Origin of the sequence: Pseudomonas sp. 11/12A (assembly GCF_000800055.1) — a bacterium.
Classification (GTDB): Bacteria; Pseudomonadota; Gammaproteobacteria; order Pseudomonadales; family Pseudomonadaceae; genus Aquipseudomonas; species Aquipseudomonas mohnii.
In genome coordinates this window covers 4,744,754-4,761,863 of sequence record NZ_JUGV01000001.1, presented here as the reverse complement: position 1 = coordinate 4,761,863, position 17,110 = coordinate 4,744,754, and the positions used below count along the sequence as shown (strand labels likewise).

Annotated in this window: 15 protein-coding genes; 9 read left to right on the top strand and 6 right to left on the bottom strand. The window is 59.5% G+C overall.

Features of this window, described 5'->3' with window-relative positions; genetic code table 11:
* Positions 1 to 15 precede the first annotated feature (15 nt).
* From GQ39_RS21915 to bfr, 4 genes are all read left to right on the top strand, one after another.
* Positions 16 to 1,017, top strand: coding sequence for a DNA-directed RNA polymerase subunit alpha (locus GQ39_RS21915; protein WP_007924176.1), 1,002 nt, complete (start codon positions 16 to 18; stop codon positions 1,015 to 1,017).
* A 42-nt stretch (positions 1,018 to 1,059) separates the two neighbouring features.
* The gene (gene rplQ, locus GQ39_RS21910) at positions 1,060 to 1,446 is read left to right on the top strand and encodes a 50S ribosomal protein L17 (protein WP_007924175.1); all 387 of its coding nucleotides are present in this window, start codon (positions 1,060 to 1,062) and stop codon (positions 1,444 to 1,446) included.
* A gap of 236 nt (positions 1,447 to 1,682) precedes the next feature.
* Positions 1,683 to 3,137 carry a catalase gene (locus tag GQ39_RS21905; protein ID WP_047533939.1) on the top strand — a complete coding sequence of 485 codons (1,455 nt, stop codon included), beginning with the start codon at positions 1,683 to 1,685 and terminating at the stop codon, positions 3,135 to 3,137.
* A gap of 149 nt (positions 3,138 to 3,286) precedes the next feature.
* The gene (bfr, locus tag GQ39_RS21900) at positions 3,287 to 3,751 is read left to right on the top strand and encodes a bacterioferritin (RefSeq protein WP_025109504.1); all 465 of its coding nucleotides are present in this window, start codon (positions 3,287 to 3,289) and stop codon (positions 3,749 to 3,751) included.
* A 66-nt stretch (positions 3,752 to 3,817) separates the two neighbouring features.
* Here bfr and uvrA read toward each other — a convergent pair whose 3' ends face one another.
* On the bottom strand, positions 3,818 to 6,652 hold the full coding sequence (uvrA, locus tag GQ39_RS21895; RefSeq protein ID WP_047533932.1) for an excinuclease ABC subunit UvrA: 2,835 nt from the start codon (positions 6,650 to 6,652) through the stop codon (positions 3,818 to 3,820).
* 191 nt (positions 6,653 to 6,843) lie between these two features.
* Between uvrA and GQ39_RS21890 the strand changes: the two genes are divergently transcribed.
* Both GQ39_RS21890 and GQ39_RS21885 read left to right on the top strand, forming a co-directional pair.
* Entirely contained in the window at positions 6,844 to 8,241 is a 1,398-nt protein-coding gene (locus GQ39_RS21890; RefSeq protein ID WP_047533929.1) for an MFS transporter, read from the top strand.
* 9 nt (positions 8,242 to 8,250) lie between these two features.
* Positions 8,251 to 8,766: a single-stranded DNA-binding protein gene (locus tag GQ39_RS21885; RefSeq protein WP_007970128.1), complete on the top strand. Its 516-nt coding sequence runs from the start codon at positions 8,251 to 8,253 to the stop codon at positions 8,764 to 8,766.
* A gap of 109 nt (positions 8,767 to 8,875) precedes the next feature.
* Here the strand turns inward: GQ39_RS21885 and GQ39_RS21880 are convergent, their stop codons facing one another.
* Positions 8,876 to 9,433 (bottom strand): cysteine hydrolase family protein, encoded by a 558-nt coding sequence (locus GQ39_RS21880; protein WP_047533925.1) that lies wholly within the window; start codon positions 9,431 to 9,433, stop codon positions 8,876 to 8,878.
* 102 nt (positions 9,434 to 9,535) lie between these two features.
* Between GQ39_RS21880 and GQ39_RS21875 the strand changes: the two genes are divergently transcribed.
* The 3 genes from GQ39_RS21875 to GQ39_RS21865 all read left to right on the top strand — a co-directional run bounded on the left by GQ39_RS21875 (position 9,536) and on the right by GQ39_RS21865 (position 12,682).
* Positions 9,536 to 10,528: a GlxA family transcriptional regulator gene (locus GQ39_RS21875; RefSeq protein ID WP_047533922.1), complete on the top strand. Its 993-nt coding sequence runs from the start codon at positions 9,536 to 9,538 to the stop codon at positions 10,526 to 10,528.
* 296 nt (positions 10,529 to 10,824) lie between these two features.
* A complete protein-coding gene (locus tag GQ39_RS21870) occupies positions 10,825 to 11,934 on the top strand; it encodes a DUF3182 family protein (RefSeq protein WP_047533920.1) in 1,110 nt (369 codons plus the stop codon).
* Positions 11,924 to 12,682, top strand: a complete 759-nt coding sequence (locus GQ39_RS21865) for an alpha/beta hydrolase family protein (protein WP_047533918.1) — start codon at positions 11,924 to 11,926, stop codon at positions 12,680 to 12,682. Before GQ39_RS21870 ends, GQ39_RS21865 begins: the two co-directional genes overlap by 11 nt.
* A gap of 137 nt (positions 12,683 to 12,819) precedes the next feature.
* On the opposite strand, the gene GQ39_RS21860 is transcribed toward GQ39_RS21865, so the two are convergent.
* From GQ39_RS21860 to GQ39_RS21845, 4 genes are read right to left on the bottom strand one after another with little or no spacing between them, the layout of a single operon-like run.
* Entirely contained in the window at positions 12,820 to 13,806 is a 987-nt protein-coding gene (locus GQ39_RS21860) for a lysylphosphatidylglycerol synthase domain-containing protein (protein ID WP_047533916.1), read from the bottom strand.
* A complete protein-coding gene (clsB, locus tag GQ39_RS21855; RefSeq protein WP_047533914.1) occupies positions 13,803 to 15,086 on the bottom strand; it encodes a cardiolipin synthase ClsB in 1,284 nt (427 codons plus the stop codon). The genes GQ39_RS21860 and clsB overlap by 4 nt, the downstream gene beginning before the upstream one ends.
* Positions 15,083 to 15,880 carry an endonuclease/exonuclease/phosphatase family protein gene (locus GQ39_RS21850; RefSeq protein WP_047533912.1) on the bottom strand — a complete coding sequence of 266 codons (798 nt, stop codon included), beginning with the start codon at positions 15,878 to 15,880 and terminating at the stop codon, positions 15,083 to 15,085. The genes clsB and GQ39_RS21850 overlap by 4 nt, the downstream gene beginning before the upstream one ends.
* On the bottom strand, positions 15,877 to 16,803 hold the full coding sequence (locus tag GQ39_RS21845; protein ID WP_047533910.1) for a DUF72 domain-containing protein: 927 nt from the start codon (positions 16,801 to 16,803) through the stop codon (positions 15,877 to 15,879). Before GQ39_RS21845 ends, GQ39_RS21850 begins: the two co-directional genes overlap by 4 nt.
* Between the last annotated feature and the right edge of the window lie 307 nt (positions 16,804 to 17,110).

The following is a 17,110-nucleotide window of genomic DNA, read 5'->3' as shown; positions in this document are numbered from 1 at the left end:
AAAATAGGTGCATCCATGCAGATTTCGGTAAATGAGTTCCTGACACCCCGCCACATTGATGTGCAGGTTGTCAGTCCAACCCGCGCCAAGATCACTCTCGAGCCTCTCGAGCGTGGCTTTGGCCACACCCTGGGCAACGCGCTGCGCCGCATCCTGTTGTCCTCAATGCCCGGCTGTGCAGTAGTCGAGGCCGAGATTGACGGTGTGCTCCACGAGTACAGCGCCATCGAAGGTGTACAGGAAGACGTAATTGAAATCCTGTTGAACCTTAAAGGTCTGGCTATCAAGCTGCACGGCCGTGACGAAGTTACGCTGACCTTGTCGAAGAAGGGTTCGGGGGTGGTTACCGCTGCCGATATTCAGCTGGATCATGATGTCGAGATCGTTAACCCCGATCACGTAATCGCTAACCTGGCGTCTAACGGCGCCCTGAACATGAAGCTCGTCGTAGCTCGTGGTCGTGGTTATGAACCGGCAGACTCGCGTCAGAGCGATGAAGACGAAAGCCGCAGCATTGGTCGCTTGCAGCTTGACTCTTCGTTCAGCCCGGTTCGCCGTATCGCATACGTGGTGGAAAACGCCCGTGTCGAACAGCGTACTAACCTGGACAAGCTGGTTATTGATCTGGAAACCAACGGTACTCTGGATCCTGAAGAGGCTATTCGCCGCGCTGCAACCATCCTGCAACAGCAGTTGGCTGCGTTCGTCGACCTCAAAGGTGACAGCGAACCAGTGGTAATCGAGCAAGAAGACGAGATCGATCCGATCCTGCTTCGCCCGGTTGACGATCTGGAACTGACTGTACGTTCGGCTAACTGCCTTAAGGCGGAAAACATCTACTACATCGGTGACCTGATTCAGCGTACCGAAGTAGAGCTGTTGAAGACTCCGAACCTGGGCAAGAAATCCTTGACTGAAATCAAGGACGTTCTGGCCTCCCGCGGTCTGTCCCTCGGCATGCGCCTCGACAACTGGCCGCCTGCAAGTCTTAAGAAGGACGACAAGGCGACTGCCTGATCGTCGTAATCACCGAACGTAGTGTTTGGTAAGGAATGAACCATGCGTCATCGTAAAAGTGGTCGTCACCTCAGCCGCACCAGCTCGCACCGCAAGGCCATGTTCCAGAACATGGCGGTGTCGCTGTTCGAGCACGAGCTGATCAAAACTACTCTGCCAAAAGCCAAAGAACTGCGTCGCGTTGCTGAGCCGCTGATCACTCTGGCCAAGACAGACAGCCTGGCTAACCGCCGTCTGGCTTTCGACCGTACTCGTTCGAAAGCTATCGTTGGTAAGCTCTTCAACGACCTGGGCAAGCGTTACGCTACCCGTGAGGGTGGCTACCTGCGCATCCTCAAGTGCGGTTTCCGCGCTGGCGACAACGCGCCTATGGCGTACGTCGAGTTGGTTGATCGTGCTGTCGGCGGTGAAGCTGTATCCGCTGAGTAAGACGTCAGTCTGAAACAAGGAACCGGGCCCAGTGCCCGGTTTTTTGTGCCTGTAAGAAATGCGCTCTGCGTACAAGCTTCAATCCTTTCCGGTCGGCACTATAAGTGTGGGTTGATCATTAGTAATTTTCTATCGATGTCCACAAATTAATGAATTTGTGGCTGTCATGATGATGATCAATACTTCCCGCCAAGCCGATTACCCGGCAGTTCAAGACTGAAAAAGGAAGAGTTCGCATGAGCCAAAATAAAACACTGACTACCGCCAGTGGCGCTCCTGTCGCCGATAATCAGAATTCCCGTTCAGCCGGCCCCCGGGGCCCGCTGCTGCTCGACGATTTCCACCTGATCGAGAAACTCGCCCACTTCAACCGAGAAAACATCCCTGAACGACGTGTGCACGCCAAAGGTTCGGGTGCGTACGGTACGTTTACCGTGACTCGCGACATTACTCAGTTCACCAGCGCCAAGCTGTTTGAAACGGTGGGTAAACAAACGCCGACCTTTTTGCGGTTTTCCACCGTTGGCGGTGAGCGCGGTTCGGCGGACACCGAGCGCGATCCACGCGGTTTCGCGTTGAAGTTCTACACCGAGGAAGGAAACTGGGACATTGTTGGCAACAACACACCAGTGTTCTTCATCCGCGATCCGCTCAAATTCCCGGACTTTATCCATACGCAAAAGCGGCTGCCGCAAAGCAATCTCAAAAGCGCGCAGGCGATGTGGGACTTCTGGTCCCACTCTCCTGAAGCGCTGCACCAGGTCACGATCCTGTTTTCCGATCGAGGCATTCCTGACGGCTATCGTCATATGCACGGCTTTGGCAGTCACACGTACAGCTTGATCAATGCCAATGGCGAGCGCCACTGGGTCAAGTGGCACTACAAGACTCGACAAGGGATCAAGAACCTGGCGCCGGCAGAAGCTGCGCGCCTCGCGGGTACTGATCCGGATTACGCTCAGCGTGATCTGTTCAGCGCCATCGAGCGTGGCGACTTCCCGAAATGGCGTGTGTGCATCCAGATCATGACCGAGGCACAAGCTGCCGCGCATTATGAGAACCCGTTCGACGTGACCAAGACTTGGTCGCAGAAAGAGTTTCCGCTGATTGAAGTCGGCGAGTTGGAGCTCAATCGCAACCCGCTCAACTATTTCGCGGAAGTCGAGCAAGCGGCATTCGGCCCAAGCAACATGGTACCGGGGGTTGGGCTGTCGCCAGACCGGATGCTACAGGGGCGCGTTTTCGCTTATGCCGATGCCCACCGCTACCGTGTCGGCACCAATCACCAACAATTGCCGGTTAACGCTCCACGTAGCCCGGTTAACAGCTATCAGCGCGATGGATCGATGGCGTTTGGCACCAATGGCGGTGCAGCACCCAACTACGAACCGAACAGTTATGTCGAATCGCCTAAACAAGCACCTCGTTACGCTGAGCCAGCGCTAGCGTTAAGCGGTTCGGCCGATCGCTACGATCACCGCAAAGATACCGATTACTACAGTCATGCCGGTGCGCTGTTTCGCTTGATGAGCGATCAGCAGAAAGCATTGTTGGTCGGTAACATCGCCGGTGCGATGGGAGGTGTATCCAGTGATGTGGTTGACCGCCAATTGCAGCATTTCTACAAGGCCGATCCGGCGTATGGAGAAGCAATCGCGAAGCTACTCGACGTACAGCTTAACGAAGTCTAAATGAGAAGCAGAACCGCCCTTGATTGGGCGGTTTTTGCGTCATTTAAACCACTTTTCTCAGAATATCTTCTACTTTGTTGCGCCCGGCGAGTGACGTTATGTTCGGCTTGGTTCAAACTACAGACTTTCAAGCAGGGAGATGTAGGGCGATGCAAGGCCACCCAGACGTTATCGATTACCTCAACACGTTGCTGACCGGCGAATTGGCCGCGCGTGATCAATATTTCGTCCATTCGCGGATGTATGAGGACTGGGGATTCACCAAGCTCTACGAACGAATCAATCACGAGATGGAAGAAGAAGCCGGTCACGCCGATGCGTTGATGCGGCGGATCCTGATGCTGGAAGGCACGCCACGCATGCGTCCGGACGATCTCGATGTGGGCACTACAGTGCCTGAGATGCTCGAGGCTGATCTGCGTCTTGAGTACAAGGTCCGCGCAGCACTGTGCAAAGGTATCGAGCTTTGCGAGCAGCACAAGGACTACGTCAGTCGCGAAATCTTGCGTATTCAGCTCAATGACACCGAAGAAGATCACACGTACTGGCTGGAAAAGCAGTTGGGTCTGATCAAGTTGATCGGTCTCGAGAACTACCTGCAATCGCACACCTGATTGCAGCGGGTATCAAAAAGCCCCTGTCACTGATGAAGTGACAGGGGGCTTTTTCTTTTTGCGGGCTCAGGCCCGATCGCGTTCCAGCAGCGGTTTCAGGTAGAAGCCGGTGTGAGACTGTTTCATCTCTGCAACTTCCTCCGGTGTGCCGACGGCAATGATTTGGCCGCCCTTGGACCCGCCTTCAGGCCCCAGGTCCACCAACCAGTCAGCGGTCTTGATCACGTCCAGGTTGTGCTCGATCACTACGACCGTGTTGCCGTGGTCGCGCAGTCTATGCAACACGTCGAGCAATTGCTGGATATCTGCGAAGTGCAGGCCCGTGGTCGGCTCGTCCAGGATGTACAGGGTCTTGCCCGTGTCGCGCTTGGACAGTTCGCGGGACAGTTTCACCCGCTGTGCTTCGCCACCGGACAGCGTGGTCGCCGATTGCCCCAGCTTGATGTAAGACAGGCCGACATCCATCAGCGTCTGCAGCTTGCGCGCCAGTGCCGGCACGGCGTCGAAGAACTCCCGCGCTTCCTCGATGGTCATCTCGAGGGTTTCGTGGATGCTCTTGCCCTTGTACTTGATCTCCAGGGTTTCGCGGTTGTAGCGCTTGCTCTTGCACACGTCACAAGGAACGTAGATGTCCGGCAGGAAGTGCATTTCCACCTTGATCAGGCCATCGCCCTGGCAGGCCTCGCAGCGTCCGCCCTTCACGTTGAAGGAGAAGCGCCCTGGCCCGTAACCACGGGAGCGGGACTCCGGCACGCCGGCGAACAGCTCGCGAATCGGCGTGAACAATCCGGTGTAGGTCGCCGGGTTGGAACGCGGCGTACGACCAATCGGGCTCTGGTCGATATCGACGACCTTGTCCAGGTGTTCCAGACCCTTGATGCTGTCGTGTGCGGCGGCTTCCAGTGTGGTCGCGCCGTTAAGTGCCGTGGCGCTCAGGGGAAACAGCGTGTTGTTGATCAGGGTCGATTTGCCTGAACCGGATACACCGGTCACACAGGTCAGCAGCCCGATCGGAATCTCGAGGTCGACGTTGCGCAAATTGTTGCCGCGAGCGCCCTTGAGCGATAGCGACAGCTTCTTGTTGCGCGGCGTACGTTTGGCCGGCACCTCGATCTTCACCCGACCCGACAGGTACTTGCCCGTCAGCGAGTCTGGGTGAGCCATGACTTCGGCCGGCGTGCCTTCGGCAACGATATGCCCGCCATGAACCCCGGCGCCCGGGCCGATATCCACCACGTAGTCAGCCAGGCGAATCGCATCTTCGTCGTGCTCGACCACGATCACCGTGTTACCGATGTCCCGCAGGTGCTTGAGGGTGCCGAGCAGTCGGTCGTTGTCGCGTTGGTGCAAACCAATCGATGGCTCGTCGAGGATGTACAGGACACCAACCAGGCCGGCACCGATCTGGCTGGCCAGGCGAATACGCTGGGCCTCACCACCGGACAAGGTGTCGGCGCTGCGATCCAGCGACAGGTAATCAAGACCGACGTTGACGAGGAACTGCAGACGCTCGCGGATTTCCTTGAGGATCTTGTCGGCGATTTCCCCGCGGCGTCCGGTGAGCTTGAGCTCGCCGAAGTAGTCGCAGGCATCGCCGATAGGCAGGTTGGTCACCGCCGGCAGGGTTTTCTCGCCGACCCATACATGCCGCGCCTCACGCCGCAGACGGGTGCCGCGGCAGTCCGGGCAAGCCTGGGTGCTTAAGAACTTGGCCAGCTCTTCGCGCACTGAAGCCGATTCGGTTTCGCGGTAGCGGCGTTCCAGGTTCGGCACGATGCCTTCGAACGGGTGCGAACGCTTGACGATGTCGCCACGGTCGTTCAGGTATTTGAAGTCGACGTTTTGCGAGCCGCTACCGTGCAGGATGAACTTCTGCTGGTCGCCAGGCAGTTCGTTGAACGGCACTTCGAGGCTGAACTTGTAGTGCGAGGCCAGCGAGCCGAGCATCTGGAAGTAATAGACGTTGCGTCGATCCCAGCCGCGAATTGCGCCTTCGGCCAGGGTCAACTCGCCATTGACCAGTCGCTTGATGTCGAAAAACTGCTTCACACCCAGGCCATCACACGTCGGGCAGGCGCCGGCCGGGTTGTTGAAGGAGAACAGCTTGGGTTCGAGCTCGCTGATGGCGTGGCCGCAAATCGGGCAGGCGAAGCGCGCGGAGAAGATCATCTCTTCACCCGGCTCATCGTCCATCGGCGCTACAAGGGCGATGCCGTCCGCCAACTTCAACGCAGTCTCGAAGGATTCGGCCAGGCGTTGCTGCAGATCGGCGCGGACCTTGAAGCGGTCGACCACCACATCGATGGAATGCTTCTTTTGTTTGTCGAGCTTGGGCGCTTCGTCCAGCTCATACAGCTTGCCGTTGATCCGGGCACGCACGAAGCCCTGGGCGCGCAGCTCTTCGAACACCGAAAGGTGCTCGCCTTTGCGCTCGCGAATGACCGGGGCCAGCAGCATGAGCTTGCTGCCCTCCGGTTGCGCCAGAACCAGGTCGACCATCTGGCTGACGGTCTGTGCCTCAAGCGGGATGTCGTGATCCGGACAGCGCGGAATGCCCACGCGTGCATAAAGCAGGCGCAGGTAGTCGTAGATTTCGGTGATGGTGCCGACCGTCGAGCGCGGGTTGTGCGAGGTCGACTTCTGTTCGATGGAGATGGCCGGCGAAAGGCCTTCGATGGTGTCGACATCGGGCTTTTCCATCATCGACAGGAACTGGCGGGCGTAGGCCGACAAAGATTCGACGTAGCGGCGCTGGCCTTCGGCGTAGAGCGTATCGAAAGCCAGGGATGACTTGCCGGAGCCGGACAGGCCGGTGATGACGATCAGCTTGTCCCTTGGCAGGGTCAGGTCGATATTCTTCAGGTTGTGGGTTCGAGCCCCACGAATCAGGATCTTGTCCAAAGTGGCCTCGCTTGGCGGGCGTCGAAAACGTAAGAGTATACGGCCAAATACTGGATGGATGCACACTATCAAATGACGGGAGTATTGGCTTACATGAAGAGTCTGTCAGATGAGCGCGTCAAAGCGTCGCGATATACCCCGCCAATCGATGGGACTGGTAGAATCGCCGCCGGTTCACATGAGGTTTTTCCATGCACGATCCCCACAGCGAACGCATGAGTGGCAGCGAGACCCGCGCGGCGAGTGGTCTGGCCCTGGTGTTCGCCTTCCGTATGCTTGGCATGTTCATGGTGTTGCCGGTATTGGCGACCTATGGGATGGACCTGGCGGGAGCGACCCCGGCCCTTATTGGGCTGGCGATTGGCGCTTACGGCCTGACCCAGGCGATTTTCCAGATTCCTTTCGGTTTCATTTCCGACCGCATCGGTCGCCGCCCGGTCATTTATCTCGGTTTGATTATCTTTGCGCTGGGCAGTCTGCTGGCCGCCAACGCCGATTCGATCTGGGGCGTGATCGCCGGACGTATCCTCCAGGGGGCCGGAGCGATTTCCGCCGCAGTGATGGCATTGTTGTCAGATCTGACCCGCGAGCAGCATCGGACCAAAGCCATGGCCATGATCGGCATGACGATTGGCCTGTCGTTTGCCGTCGCCATGGTGGTCGGACCTTTGCTGACGCGCGCTTTCGGCCTGAGCGGATTGTTCCTCGCCACCGGTGGCATGGCGCTGTTCGGCATTGTGATCGTGATGTTCATGGTGCCGCGTGCCACCGGGCCGTTGCAGCATCGTGAATCCGGTGTCGCACGCCAGGCGCTGATTCCGACGCTCAAGCACCCGGACCTACTGCGCCTGGACCTGGGCATCTTTGTGTTGCACGCGATGTTGATGTCGAGTTTCGTTGCGTTGCCCTTGGCCTTGGTCGAAAAAGCCGGGCTGCCTAAAGAGCAGCACTGGTGGGTCTATCTGACCGCGCTGCTGATTTCCTTCTTCGCCATGATTCCGTTCATTATCTACGGCGAGAAAAAACGCAAAATGAAACGAGTTTTGTTGGGCGCGGTACTGACGCTGATGCTCACTGAGCTATTCTTCTGGCAGTTCGGCGACAGCTTGCGGGCTCTGGTGATCGGGACGGTGGTGTTCTTCACTGCGTTCAATCTGCTGGAAGCTTCGTTGCCGTCGCTGATCAGCAAGGTTTCACCGGCCGGCGGCAAGGGCACGGCCATGGGGGTGTATTCCACCAGCCAGTTCCTCGGTTCGGCACTGGGCGGCATTCTCGGCGGCTGGTTGTTCCAGCATGGCGGTTTGTCGGTTGTGTTCCTGGGATGCGCCGGTCTGGCTGCCCTCTGGCTGGCCTTTGCTGTTACCATGCGCGAACCTCCCTACGTCACGAGCCTGCGCTTGCCGTTGTCGCCCGAGGCGATCCGCGAAGCGGGTCTGGTTGAGCGCCTGAAGGCGGTCGTAGGGGTAACAGATGCAGTGATCGTCGCTGATGAAGCGGCCATTTACATCAAATTGGACACCGAACTATTGGATCGCACCACCCTTGAGCGCCTGGTGAACAGCCCGGCCGAGGCAGCGTGCGTAGCCTAGGAGAACGTAATGGCCCGTGGGGTTAACAAAGTCATATTGGTCGGCACTTGCGGCCAGGATCCTGAAGTTCGCTACCTGCCAAACGGTAACGCCGTGACCAACCTGAGTCTGGCGACCAGCGAGCAGTGGACTGACAAGCAAACCGGTCAGAAAGTCGAAAAGACCGAATGGCACCGTGTGTCGATGTTCGGCAAAGTTGCAGAGATCGCTGGCGAGTACCTGCGTAAAGGTTCGCAGGTGTACATCGAAGGCAAGCTGCAGACCCGCGAGTGGGAAAAAGACGGCATCAAGCGTTACACCACCGAAATCGTCGTCGACATGCAAGGCACCATGCAACTGCTGGGCGGCCGTCCACAGGGCGACCAGCAAGGCCAGGGCGGCGGTAACAACTACCAGCAATCCGCTCCGCGCCAGCAGGCTCCACGTCCTGCACCGCAACAGCAGCCACAGCGTCCGGCACCGCAACAAGCCGCGCCGCAACCGGCACCGGATTTCGACAGCTTTGATGACGATATTCCGTTCTGACAAGCCGCTTCACCCGCTCTAAATACAAAGGCCCGGCGCTCACAGCGTCGGGCCTTTTTTGTGGGCGTCGGATTGATCTATCCGTCACCAGGCGCGGCAAGCTCCGGTCCTAGACCTGGCTGGCAGACAGGAACTCGTCAGTGGAAATCACCTTGGCGTAGGCAAAACCCAAGGCTGACATAAAGGCCGCATGCACCTGGGCCGCCGGAACGGTCAGGCCGTTGAACTCCAGATCACGGGAAGCGCAGGCGTCGTGGATCACCGTGACGCTATAGCCGAGGTCGTTGGCGGCACGGGTGATACCGTCGATGCACATGTGGCTCATGCTGCCGGCGACCACCAGTTCCTTGATGCCTTGTTCGTCGAGGATCGACTGCAGTTCAGTTTCGCGGAACGAGTTGACGAAGTGCTTGAGTACCACCGGCTCATCGGCACGGTTGAGAACGTTGGGGTGCAACTTCGCGCCTTCGGAGCCAGGGGTGAAAAACGGTGCTTCTTCGGACGTGAATTCGTGGCGGATATGCACCACTGAATCACCAGCGTCGCGGAAGGCTTTGAGCAGGCGGACCGCGTTGTCTGCCGCGGCATCGGCGCCGACCAGCGGCCACTTGCCTTGGGGGAAGTAGTCGTTTTGGATATCGACTAGGATGAGTGCTTGCTTGGCCATGACTGTTTCCTTGAAGTGCGGGTTGAATGTGGAATCAAGTATTGGTCCAGGCACGCCATCCGGGGATTGGCCGCACCGACAATAGAAGGGGGAAAACTGACAATGGATGCACACAGGGCAATCGCCGAACTGGGCGTATTGATCTATCCCGGCGCGCAAATGGCGGCGGTGCATGGGTTGACGGACCTGTTCGGGGTGGCCAACCGGATCGCCGCCGAACATCAAGCGGCGCAGTTACCGTTGCTTCGGGTCAGTCATTGGCAAGTGGACGGCGAGCAGGCGCCAGCACGGGTGTACGACAGCCATCCCGGGGAGGACGGCGCCTTGGTGGCGGTATTGATTCCGCCGTCGATTGCCGGGTTCCGCGAAGGCCAGGCATCGCAGGCGTTGATTCGCTGGATGCGTCAGCAACATGCCAGCGGCGCAACCCTCGGTGGTATCTGCGTGGGCTCGATTCTGCTGGCCGAAAGCGGCCTGCTCGACGGCCGGAGTGCCACCACCCACTGGACCTCGGCCAAGGCATTCGCCGAACGTTACCCGGCAATCAAGCTCAAGGCCGATACCCCCATCGTCGATGACGGCGACCTGATCACCACCGCCGGGCTGATGGCCTGGTCGGAGCTGGGTCTGCGCCTGGTGGATCGCTTGCTGGGGCCGAGCATCGCCACCGGTACCGCGCGTTTTCTGGTGGTTGAACACAGTGACAGCGCCAGCGAGTGCGGCAGCAATTTCGCGCCGATTCTCAGTCATGGCGATGCATCGATCCTCAAGGTTCAACACTGGCTGCAAAGCACCGGGGCCACCGACGTGTCGTTGACGTCCATGGCCGAGCGGGCAGGATTGGAGGAGCGCACATTCCTGCGCCGGTTCCGTGCCGCCACCGGGCTCAAGCCCACCGAGTACTGCCAGCACTTGCGGGTCGGCAAGGCGCGGGAAATGCTTGAATTCACCAACAGCACCATCGACCACATTGCCTGGACCGTGGGGTATCAGGACCCAGGCGCCTTTCGCTCGACATTCAAGAAAATCACCGGGCTGGCGCCGAGTGATTACCGGACGCGGTTTGGGGTGATGCCGAGTGTTGTTACCCGATAAAAGCTGCACTACTTAGCCCGTGGGAGCGAGCTTGCCCGCGAATGCAATGTGCCAGTCAAATCGATGTTGAATAGTCTGCCGCCATCGCGAGCAAGTTCGCTTCCACAGGGGGGAGGAAGGTTGGAGCCGTGCAAAATGCCGGAATATTAAAGGTCGTCGTGCAGAATAGAGCAGGCGTGGTGCCACTACCCATTTCGCAAATGGCTGATTCGAAAACCGTTTTTCTCAAGAAGCGGTTGGCCTGAACCTTGCACCTCATCAGCTACATTCATTCAGCGACAATTGAAGGGGGACGCATGACCCCAACAAGCCGCAAGAAAACAGTGGTCGCCCATTCGGTGCGTTCCGACGCGCCATTGCACGAAGTCGAAACCAATCGCGCGCTGGCCCGCTGGCTGGCGCACATCCTCGGGCTCAAGTACGGCGGCAATTACGACCCTGTGCAGCATCACGGCCTTGAACATTACCTGCTCCCGACCCAGACGCTGGTGGGTGCTGCCGCCGCCCGGCAACTGGGCGTCAAGGGGCCGGAGGATTTGTGGGGCGGTTACGTCGAGCATGACTTCATCTGCACCAAGGCCATCAGTCACGGTTTGTGCAACCCTCAAGCCCGAGCTCCCCATGGCTGGTCGCCGTTGTTTTCCCAACGGGTGCGCCCTGTGGTGCTGGATGGCCTCAGCGTATTTTCCTTCGACGATGCGCGGCCGGCGGCGGAGCACCTGCTTTACACCGGCCCGATCCGCCTCAAGCCGATTCATGCGTGCGCCGGGCGGGGCCAGGAAGTCATCAAGAGCCTCGACCAGTTCGATGAAATCCTTGCCCGGCCCGAGGCCAAAACGCTATTCACTGAAGGCGTGGTGCTGGAGCAGGATCTGGACCAGGTGATTACCCACAGCGTTGGTCAGAGTTTCATCGGCGACAAGGTACTGAGTTACTGCGGTGATCAATATTTGACCAAGGACGCCCACGGTGAAGAGGTCTATGGTGGTTCCAACCTGCTGGTGGTGCAGGGGGGCTACGACGAATTGCTGAAACTGGACCTGCTCGATGACGTGCGGCTGGCCATCCAGCAGGCACAAGTGTTCGACAGCGCCGCGGACGAAGCCTACCCCGGTTTTTATGCATCACGGCGCAACTACGACATCGCCCAGGGCGTGGCCAGCGACGGCAAGCCACGCAGCGGCGTGCTCGAACAATCCTGGCGCATGGGCGGTGCCAGCAGTGCCGAAATGGCGGCCTTGCAGAGCTTCGTCAACGACCCTGGGATGCGCGCGATCCGTGTGTCTTCGGTGGAAACCTACATCGAACAGCCATTACCGGCGCACGCCATCGAGGTGTATCGCGGACCGGCGCAAGACAGTGATTTTCTCCTCAAGTACGTAACGGTCAAATCCTATGACGGCTAGAAGCGAAAGCATTCAAATCGACATCGATGACGAACAGATGAGCGGGACGTTTCTCAGTCCCAAATCGAAAGTCCCCGGCGTGTTATTCGTGCACGGTTGGGGCGGTAGTCAGGAGCGCGACCTGGAACGGGCGAAAGGCATCGCCGGCCTGGGTTGTGTGTGCCTGACCTTCGACCTGCGCGGGCATACCGGCGGCACCGGCATTCCGTTGTCCCGGGTGACCCGTGAAGATAACCTGCGCGACCTGCTGGCGGCTTACGATCGACTGCTCGCGCACCCGGCGCTCGATACCTCGGCGATTGCCGTGGTGGGCACTAGCTATGGCGGTTACCTGGCTGCGATCCTGACTTCGTTGCGCCCCGTGCGCTGGCTGGCGCTGCGGGTGCCGGCGCTGTACCGCGACGATCAATGGCACACGCCCAAGCGCGATCTGGACAAACTCGATCTGCGCGATTATCGCAGCACCCTGGTGCGCGCCGATGGCAACCGGGCGCTGCATGCCTGTTCGCAATTTACCGGGGATGTGCTGCTGGTGCAGTCCGAGACCGATGACTACGTGCCCCACGCAACCATCATGAGTTATCGCGCGGCCTGTCAGCAGACCCATTCGCTGACGCACCGCATCATCGACGGTGCCGACCATGCCCTGAGTGATCCGGTTTCACAGCAGGCCTACACCTCGATCCTCGTGGACTGGATCACGGAAATGGTGGTGGGCGAGCGGCTGAGCATCATTCAGTCCCGGTGATAGTGGGTGTCTCGAAGAACGCCATCGCGGGCAAGCCCGCTCCCACAATGGATCCTGGTTGAACACATTATTTGTGAACACCAGGGACCCTGTGGGAGCGGGCTTGCCCGCGAAGGCGGCCTTTCAGGCAGCAACAGTCACTTGGGCTTCTTCGAGATCCGCAACGCCTTGGCCTTGGCCTCGACTACCAGATACATCACCAGTGTGATCAACAACGGCAGCAGGAAGTAGATCGCCCGATAAGCCAGCAGCCCCGCCACCAGGCTGCCCCGCGACACCTCATGTTGCAGCAGCGCCACGAACACTGCCTCCAGCACACCGAGGCCGGCCGGGATGTGGGTGATTACCCCGGCGATGGCGCTGATCAGTAGCACGCCAAGCACCAGCGGATAGTCCAGTTTGCTCGGCAGCAGGGTGAAAATCACCGCCGCCATCAACGACCAATTCAAGGCCCCGAGGGCCAGTTGCAGGATCGCCATGCGCAGTGACGGCAAGTTGATTTCCACACCGCGAATGACCCATTCCCGGCGGGTGGAATACCGGCACGCGGCCAGATAGCCCGCACTCGCCAGCAGCAGCAACACGCCCACCCCTTGCAGCGCGCCGCTGCTGAGTGTCCAGCCGGTCGGCATGCGCACCAGACCGCTGCTGAACACCGCGCCTGCAATCACCATGTAGCCGAACCAATTGGTGGCCAGGCTCAGGCCGAGGATTTTCGCAATGTTGGCTTTGCTTACACCGAGTCGTGAGTACAGCCGATAACGCATGGCGATGCCGCCGACCCAGGCACTCAGGTTGAGGTTGAAGGCGTAACTGATGATCCCGACGGGCAGGATCTGTTTCCACGTGAGGTCCTGGCGGATGTAAGTGCGGCCGATCAGGTCGAAGCAGGCATACACCAGGAAACTCGTGAGGGTCAGCCCGGACGCGATGATCAGCGTACGCACCTTGAAGTCGGCCAGGGTGTCGAACACTTCGTTCCATTCGATGCGCTGGGCGAACATCGTCAACAGCACGATCAGCGCCAGAAAAAACAGCAGCGTCAACGGTCGCTTCCAGTGGCTCCAGCGCGACTTGGCCGGGTGTTCGGCGTTACGCATGGCGGGTGCTTCAGTGCGGCTCATGATGGCTCGCTCCCGGTCGGCGCGGTGAAGGCCTTGAGGCGGGGTTTATGCGCCGGCAACCAACCGGCCCAGGCCGGGAAATGCCGCAGGAAGTGGAAGACCAGAAAACCCACGGTCATGTGCCAAATTCGGCCGCGCGGGGCGTTGTCGACCGACATGACCTTGCAGTGGTTGTCGCTGAGATCTTCGAGGCGCTCGAACAGTTGCCGGTTGAACCCTCGGTCGCGGATCAACACGTTGGCCTCCAGGTTCATCGACAGGCTCAACGGGTCGAGGTTGCTGGAGCCGACCGTGCTCCAGTCCTCATCCACCAGCGCGACTTTGCCGTGCAGCGGGCGGTCGCAATATTCGTAAATCCTCACACCGGACTTGAGCAGGTAGTCGTAGGTCATGCGCGCCGCGAGTTTGGCCACCAGCATGTCCGGTTGCCCCTGCAGAATCAGCCGCACCTCGACACCCCGGCGGGCCGCGTTGCGAATCTCGCGCAGCAGGCGGTAGCCGGGAAAGAAGTAAGCATTGGCGATCACCACGCGCCGTTGCGCCGTACGCAGTACCTGGCGGTAAACCTCCTCGATGTCGGTCCGATGCTCGCCGTTGTCGCGATACACCAGGCGCACTTGTCCATCGTGATCGCTGAACGCCAACTCCGAGCGGCGTTGTCGACGGCGTTGCCACCAGTACTTGGCGCGTACCGGGCGCCCGCATTGCAGCAGGGCAAAGTGATGGATGTCGGTCACCGCCGGGCCTTGTACTTCCACCGAGTAATCCTGCTTGGCCTCCGGGCCGAAGTCGGCCAAATGGTCGGCGGAAAAATTGATCCCGCCGAGGAACGCGAAGGTCCCGTCGACGACCACGATCTTGCGGTGCAGGCGCCGAAACCAGTTGGTGCGGATGCCCAGGTGTTTTGGCGCCGGGTCGAACATTTGCAGATGCACACCGGCGTCACTGAGGGCAGCGAGGTAACCGCTGCTCAGTTCTCCGCAACCAAAACCATCGAAGCTGGCGGTGACGCGCACGCCGCGCCGGGCCGCGTCGATCAGTACGGCCTGCAGTTCTGCGCCGACCTTGTCCTCGAAGACGATGAAGGTTTCCAGGAGGATTTCGCTTTTGGCCTGACGCATGGCCTCGAACACCCGGGGGAAATAGGCTTCGCCGTTTTCCAGCAACTCGACCCGGTTGTTGCCCTGCCAGCGGTACTCGACATCGACGACAGCCGGTTCGCTGACCGGGGGCGCGGAAACCGGATCCACGGTGGTTTTATCCATCGGCGAAGCGCTCATAGCTCGATCTCCACTGATAGCGGTGCGTGGTCGGAAAGGTGTGACCAGGGTCGGTTCGTCAGTACTTGCGGGCGACTGGCCTTCAGATTGCGTACGTAGATGCGGTCCAGGCGCAGCGCCGGCCATCGCGCGGGAAAACTGCGCGCCGGTTGGCCATGGTGTTCGGCGAAGACTTCGCGCAAGCCGCAAGGCTTGAGCAAGGCATCGGCGCGCTGGCGCCAGTCGTTGAAATCACCGGCGATGATCACTGGTGCGTCACCGGGCAGTTCTTCCAGGCGACGGGCCAACAGTTTGAGCTGTTCAGTGCGGTGGCTTTCACGCAGGCCCAAGTGAACGCATATGGCATGCACCTCCGGGCCTTCGCCGGGCAAGCGCAACACACAATGCAGCACGCCGCGATTCTCGTGGCCGCTGATCGATACGTCGAGATTGTCATGGCGCACGATCTGGAATTTCGACAGCAGCGCATTACCGTGATCGCCCGCCGGATAGACCGCGTTGCGCCCATAGGCGAACTGCGGCCAGAGGCTGTCGGCGAGGAATTCGTATTGCGGCATCGCCGGCCAATTGTCATAGCGCTTGGGGTGGTGTTCGTGGGTGCCGTGGACTTCCTGCAAAAACACCACATCGGCGGACACACTGCGCACCGCTTCGCGCAATTGCGGCAAGATGAAACGCCGGTTCAATGCGGTGAAGCCTTTGTGGGTATTGACCGTCAGTACGGTGAAGCGATGCACCAGGGGCTCGATGGGCGCTTGCTCGTCGGTGACGCCAACCGGCTCGGGAATGCTCATGCCAGCACTCCTTCGGCAGCCGGCTCCCCGGGGGTGGTAGCCAGGTCCTTGTCGAGATCGAAACGTTCCAGCAAGCGCCGGGCATCGAAGGGTGCACGGACTTTGATGTCATTGTCGAAGTAGCAGAACACCTCGCGGGACTTTCGCGTCCTGGGTTTGAGCTGCGGCGCGATCAGTTGCGCGTCATCCGGTTGCTGGCCGTGTTGCCAGGCCTCGATCCGGTCACCCCAGCGCTTCAGCGCCTGCGGGGTGTAGCCGCTGGCGTAGAGCTCTTCGGCACCGTGCAGGCGCAGGTAGACGAAGTCGCTGGTGATGTCTTCACGGTATGGCCATTTACCGGCGGTGTCGGCAATGACCAGAGCTGTGTTGTAGCGCTTGAGCAGGCGGACAAACGTCGGGTCGACGAAGCTGTCATGGCGGATTTCCACGGCGTGACGAACCGGCTTCTTTTTGTAAGCCTTCAGGCTGGCGTGGCCATTGACGTGCGCGTCGTGCTGGCGGGCGAGGGCGGCGGCTTGTTCGGTATCGTGGGGCAATTGTTCGAGGAAGGTTTCGAACAGATCGGCATTGAATGTGAAGTTGGGCGGGAATTGCCAGAGGATCGGGCCGAGTTTTTCTTTCAGCTCCAGAACCCCGGAGGCGAAGAAATTCGCCAGGGGTTTATGAATGTCGCGCAGACGCTTGATGTGAGTGATGAAGCGTGGCGCCTTGACGCTGAATACGAACAACGCTGGGGTGTCGGCGTAACACTGCGCGTAGCGGTCTGGCCGTTGCAGGGCATAAAACGATCCATTGATTTCGATGCTGTTGACCGCCCGCGAGGCGAATTGCAATTCGCGCTTCTGGGCCAGGCCCTGCGGGTAGAAATCCCCCCGCCAAGGCGTGTACCGCCAACCTGAAATACCGATATGAATCGCCGCCATGTCGCCTCCGGTCCGTGTGCCCCTGTTTTTTGATGACTGCGGGGCAGTGGCGAAAGTTTCGACGGGACTACGGGTGGCCGATATTTCACAGGTCACCGCAAAAGCTGTAGGAGCCGGCTTGTCGGCGATGGTCGTCAACGATAACGCGTGTGTTCTGGATAGACGCGGCGTACTGGAGACCATCGCCAGCAGGCTGGCTCCTACAGGTATTACGTGACCGGCGCGGTCCTCTGTAGGAGCCGGCTTGTCGGCGATGGTCGTCAACGATAACGCGTGTGTTCTGGATAGACACGGCGCACTCGAGACC

What these genes read in the sequence shown, in the direction of transcription:
- GQ39_RS21885 (WP_007970128.1), top strand. Translation starts at nt 8,251, where the DNA reads ATGGCCCGTGGGGTTAACAAAGTCATATTGGTCGGCACTTGCGGCCAG.
- bfr (WP_025109504.1), top strand. Translation starts at nt 3,287, where the DNA reads ATGCAAGGCCACCCAGACGTTATCGATTACCTCAACACGTTGCTGACC.
- GQ39_RS21850 (WP_047533912.1), bottom strand. Translation starts at nt 15,880, where the DNA reads ATGAGCATTCCCGAGCCGGTTGGCGTCACCGACGAGCAAGCGCCCATC.
- GQ39_RS21880 (WP_047533925.1), bottom strand. Translation starts at nt 9,433, where the DNA reads ATGGCCAAGCAAGCACTCATCCTAGTCGATATCCAAAACGACTACTTC.
- GQ39_RS21870 (WP_047533920.1), top strand. Translation starts at nt 10,825, where the DNA reads ATGACCCCAACAAGCCGCAAGAAAACAGTGGTCGCCCATTCGGTGCGT.
- GQ39_RS21905 (WP_047533939.1), top strand. Translation starts at nt 1,683, where the DNA reads ATGAGCCAAAATAAAACACTGACTACCGCCAGTGGCGCTCCTGTCGCC.
- GQ39_RS21860 (WP_047533916.1), bottom strand. Translation starts at nt 13,806, where the DNA reads ATGAGCCGCACTGAAGCACCCGCCATGCGTAACGCCGAACACCCGGCC.
- GQ39_RS21915 (WP_007924176.1), top strand. Translation starts at nt 16, where the DNA reads ATGCAGATTTCGGTAAATGAGTTCCTGACACCCCGCCACATTGATGTG.
- GQ39_RS21875 (WP_047533922.1), top strand. Translation starts at nt 9,536, where the DNA reads ATGGATGCACACAGGGCAATCGCCGAACTGGGCGTATTGATCTATCCC.
- GQ39_RS21845 (WP_047533910.1), bottom strand. Translation starts at nt 16,803, where the DNA reads ATGGCGGCGATTCATATCGGTATTTCAGGTTGGCGGTACACGCCTTGG.
- GQ39_RS21890 (WP_047533929.1), top strand. Translation starts at nt 6,844, where the DNA reads ATGCACGATCCCCACAGCGAACGCATGAGTGGCAGCGAGACCCGCGCG.
- rplQ (WP_007924175.1), top strand. Translation starts at nt 1,060, where the DNA reads ATGCGTCATCGTAAAAGTGGTCGTCACCTCAGCCGCACCAGCTCGCAC.
- GQ39_RS21865 (WP_047533918.1), top strand. Translation starts at nt 11,924, where the DNA reads ATGACGGCTAGAAGCGAAAGCATTCAAATCGACATCGATGACGAACAG.
- clsB (WP_047533914.1), bottom strand. Translation starts at nt 15,086, where the DNA reads ATGAGCGCTTCGCCGATGGATAAAACCACCGTGGATCCGGTTTCCGCG.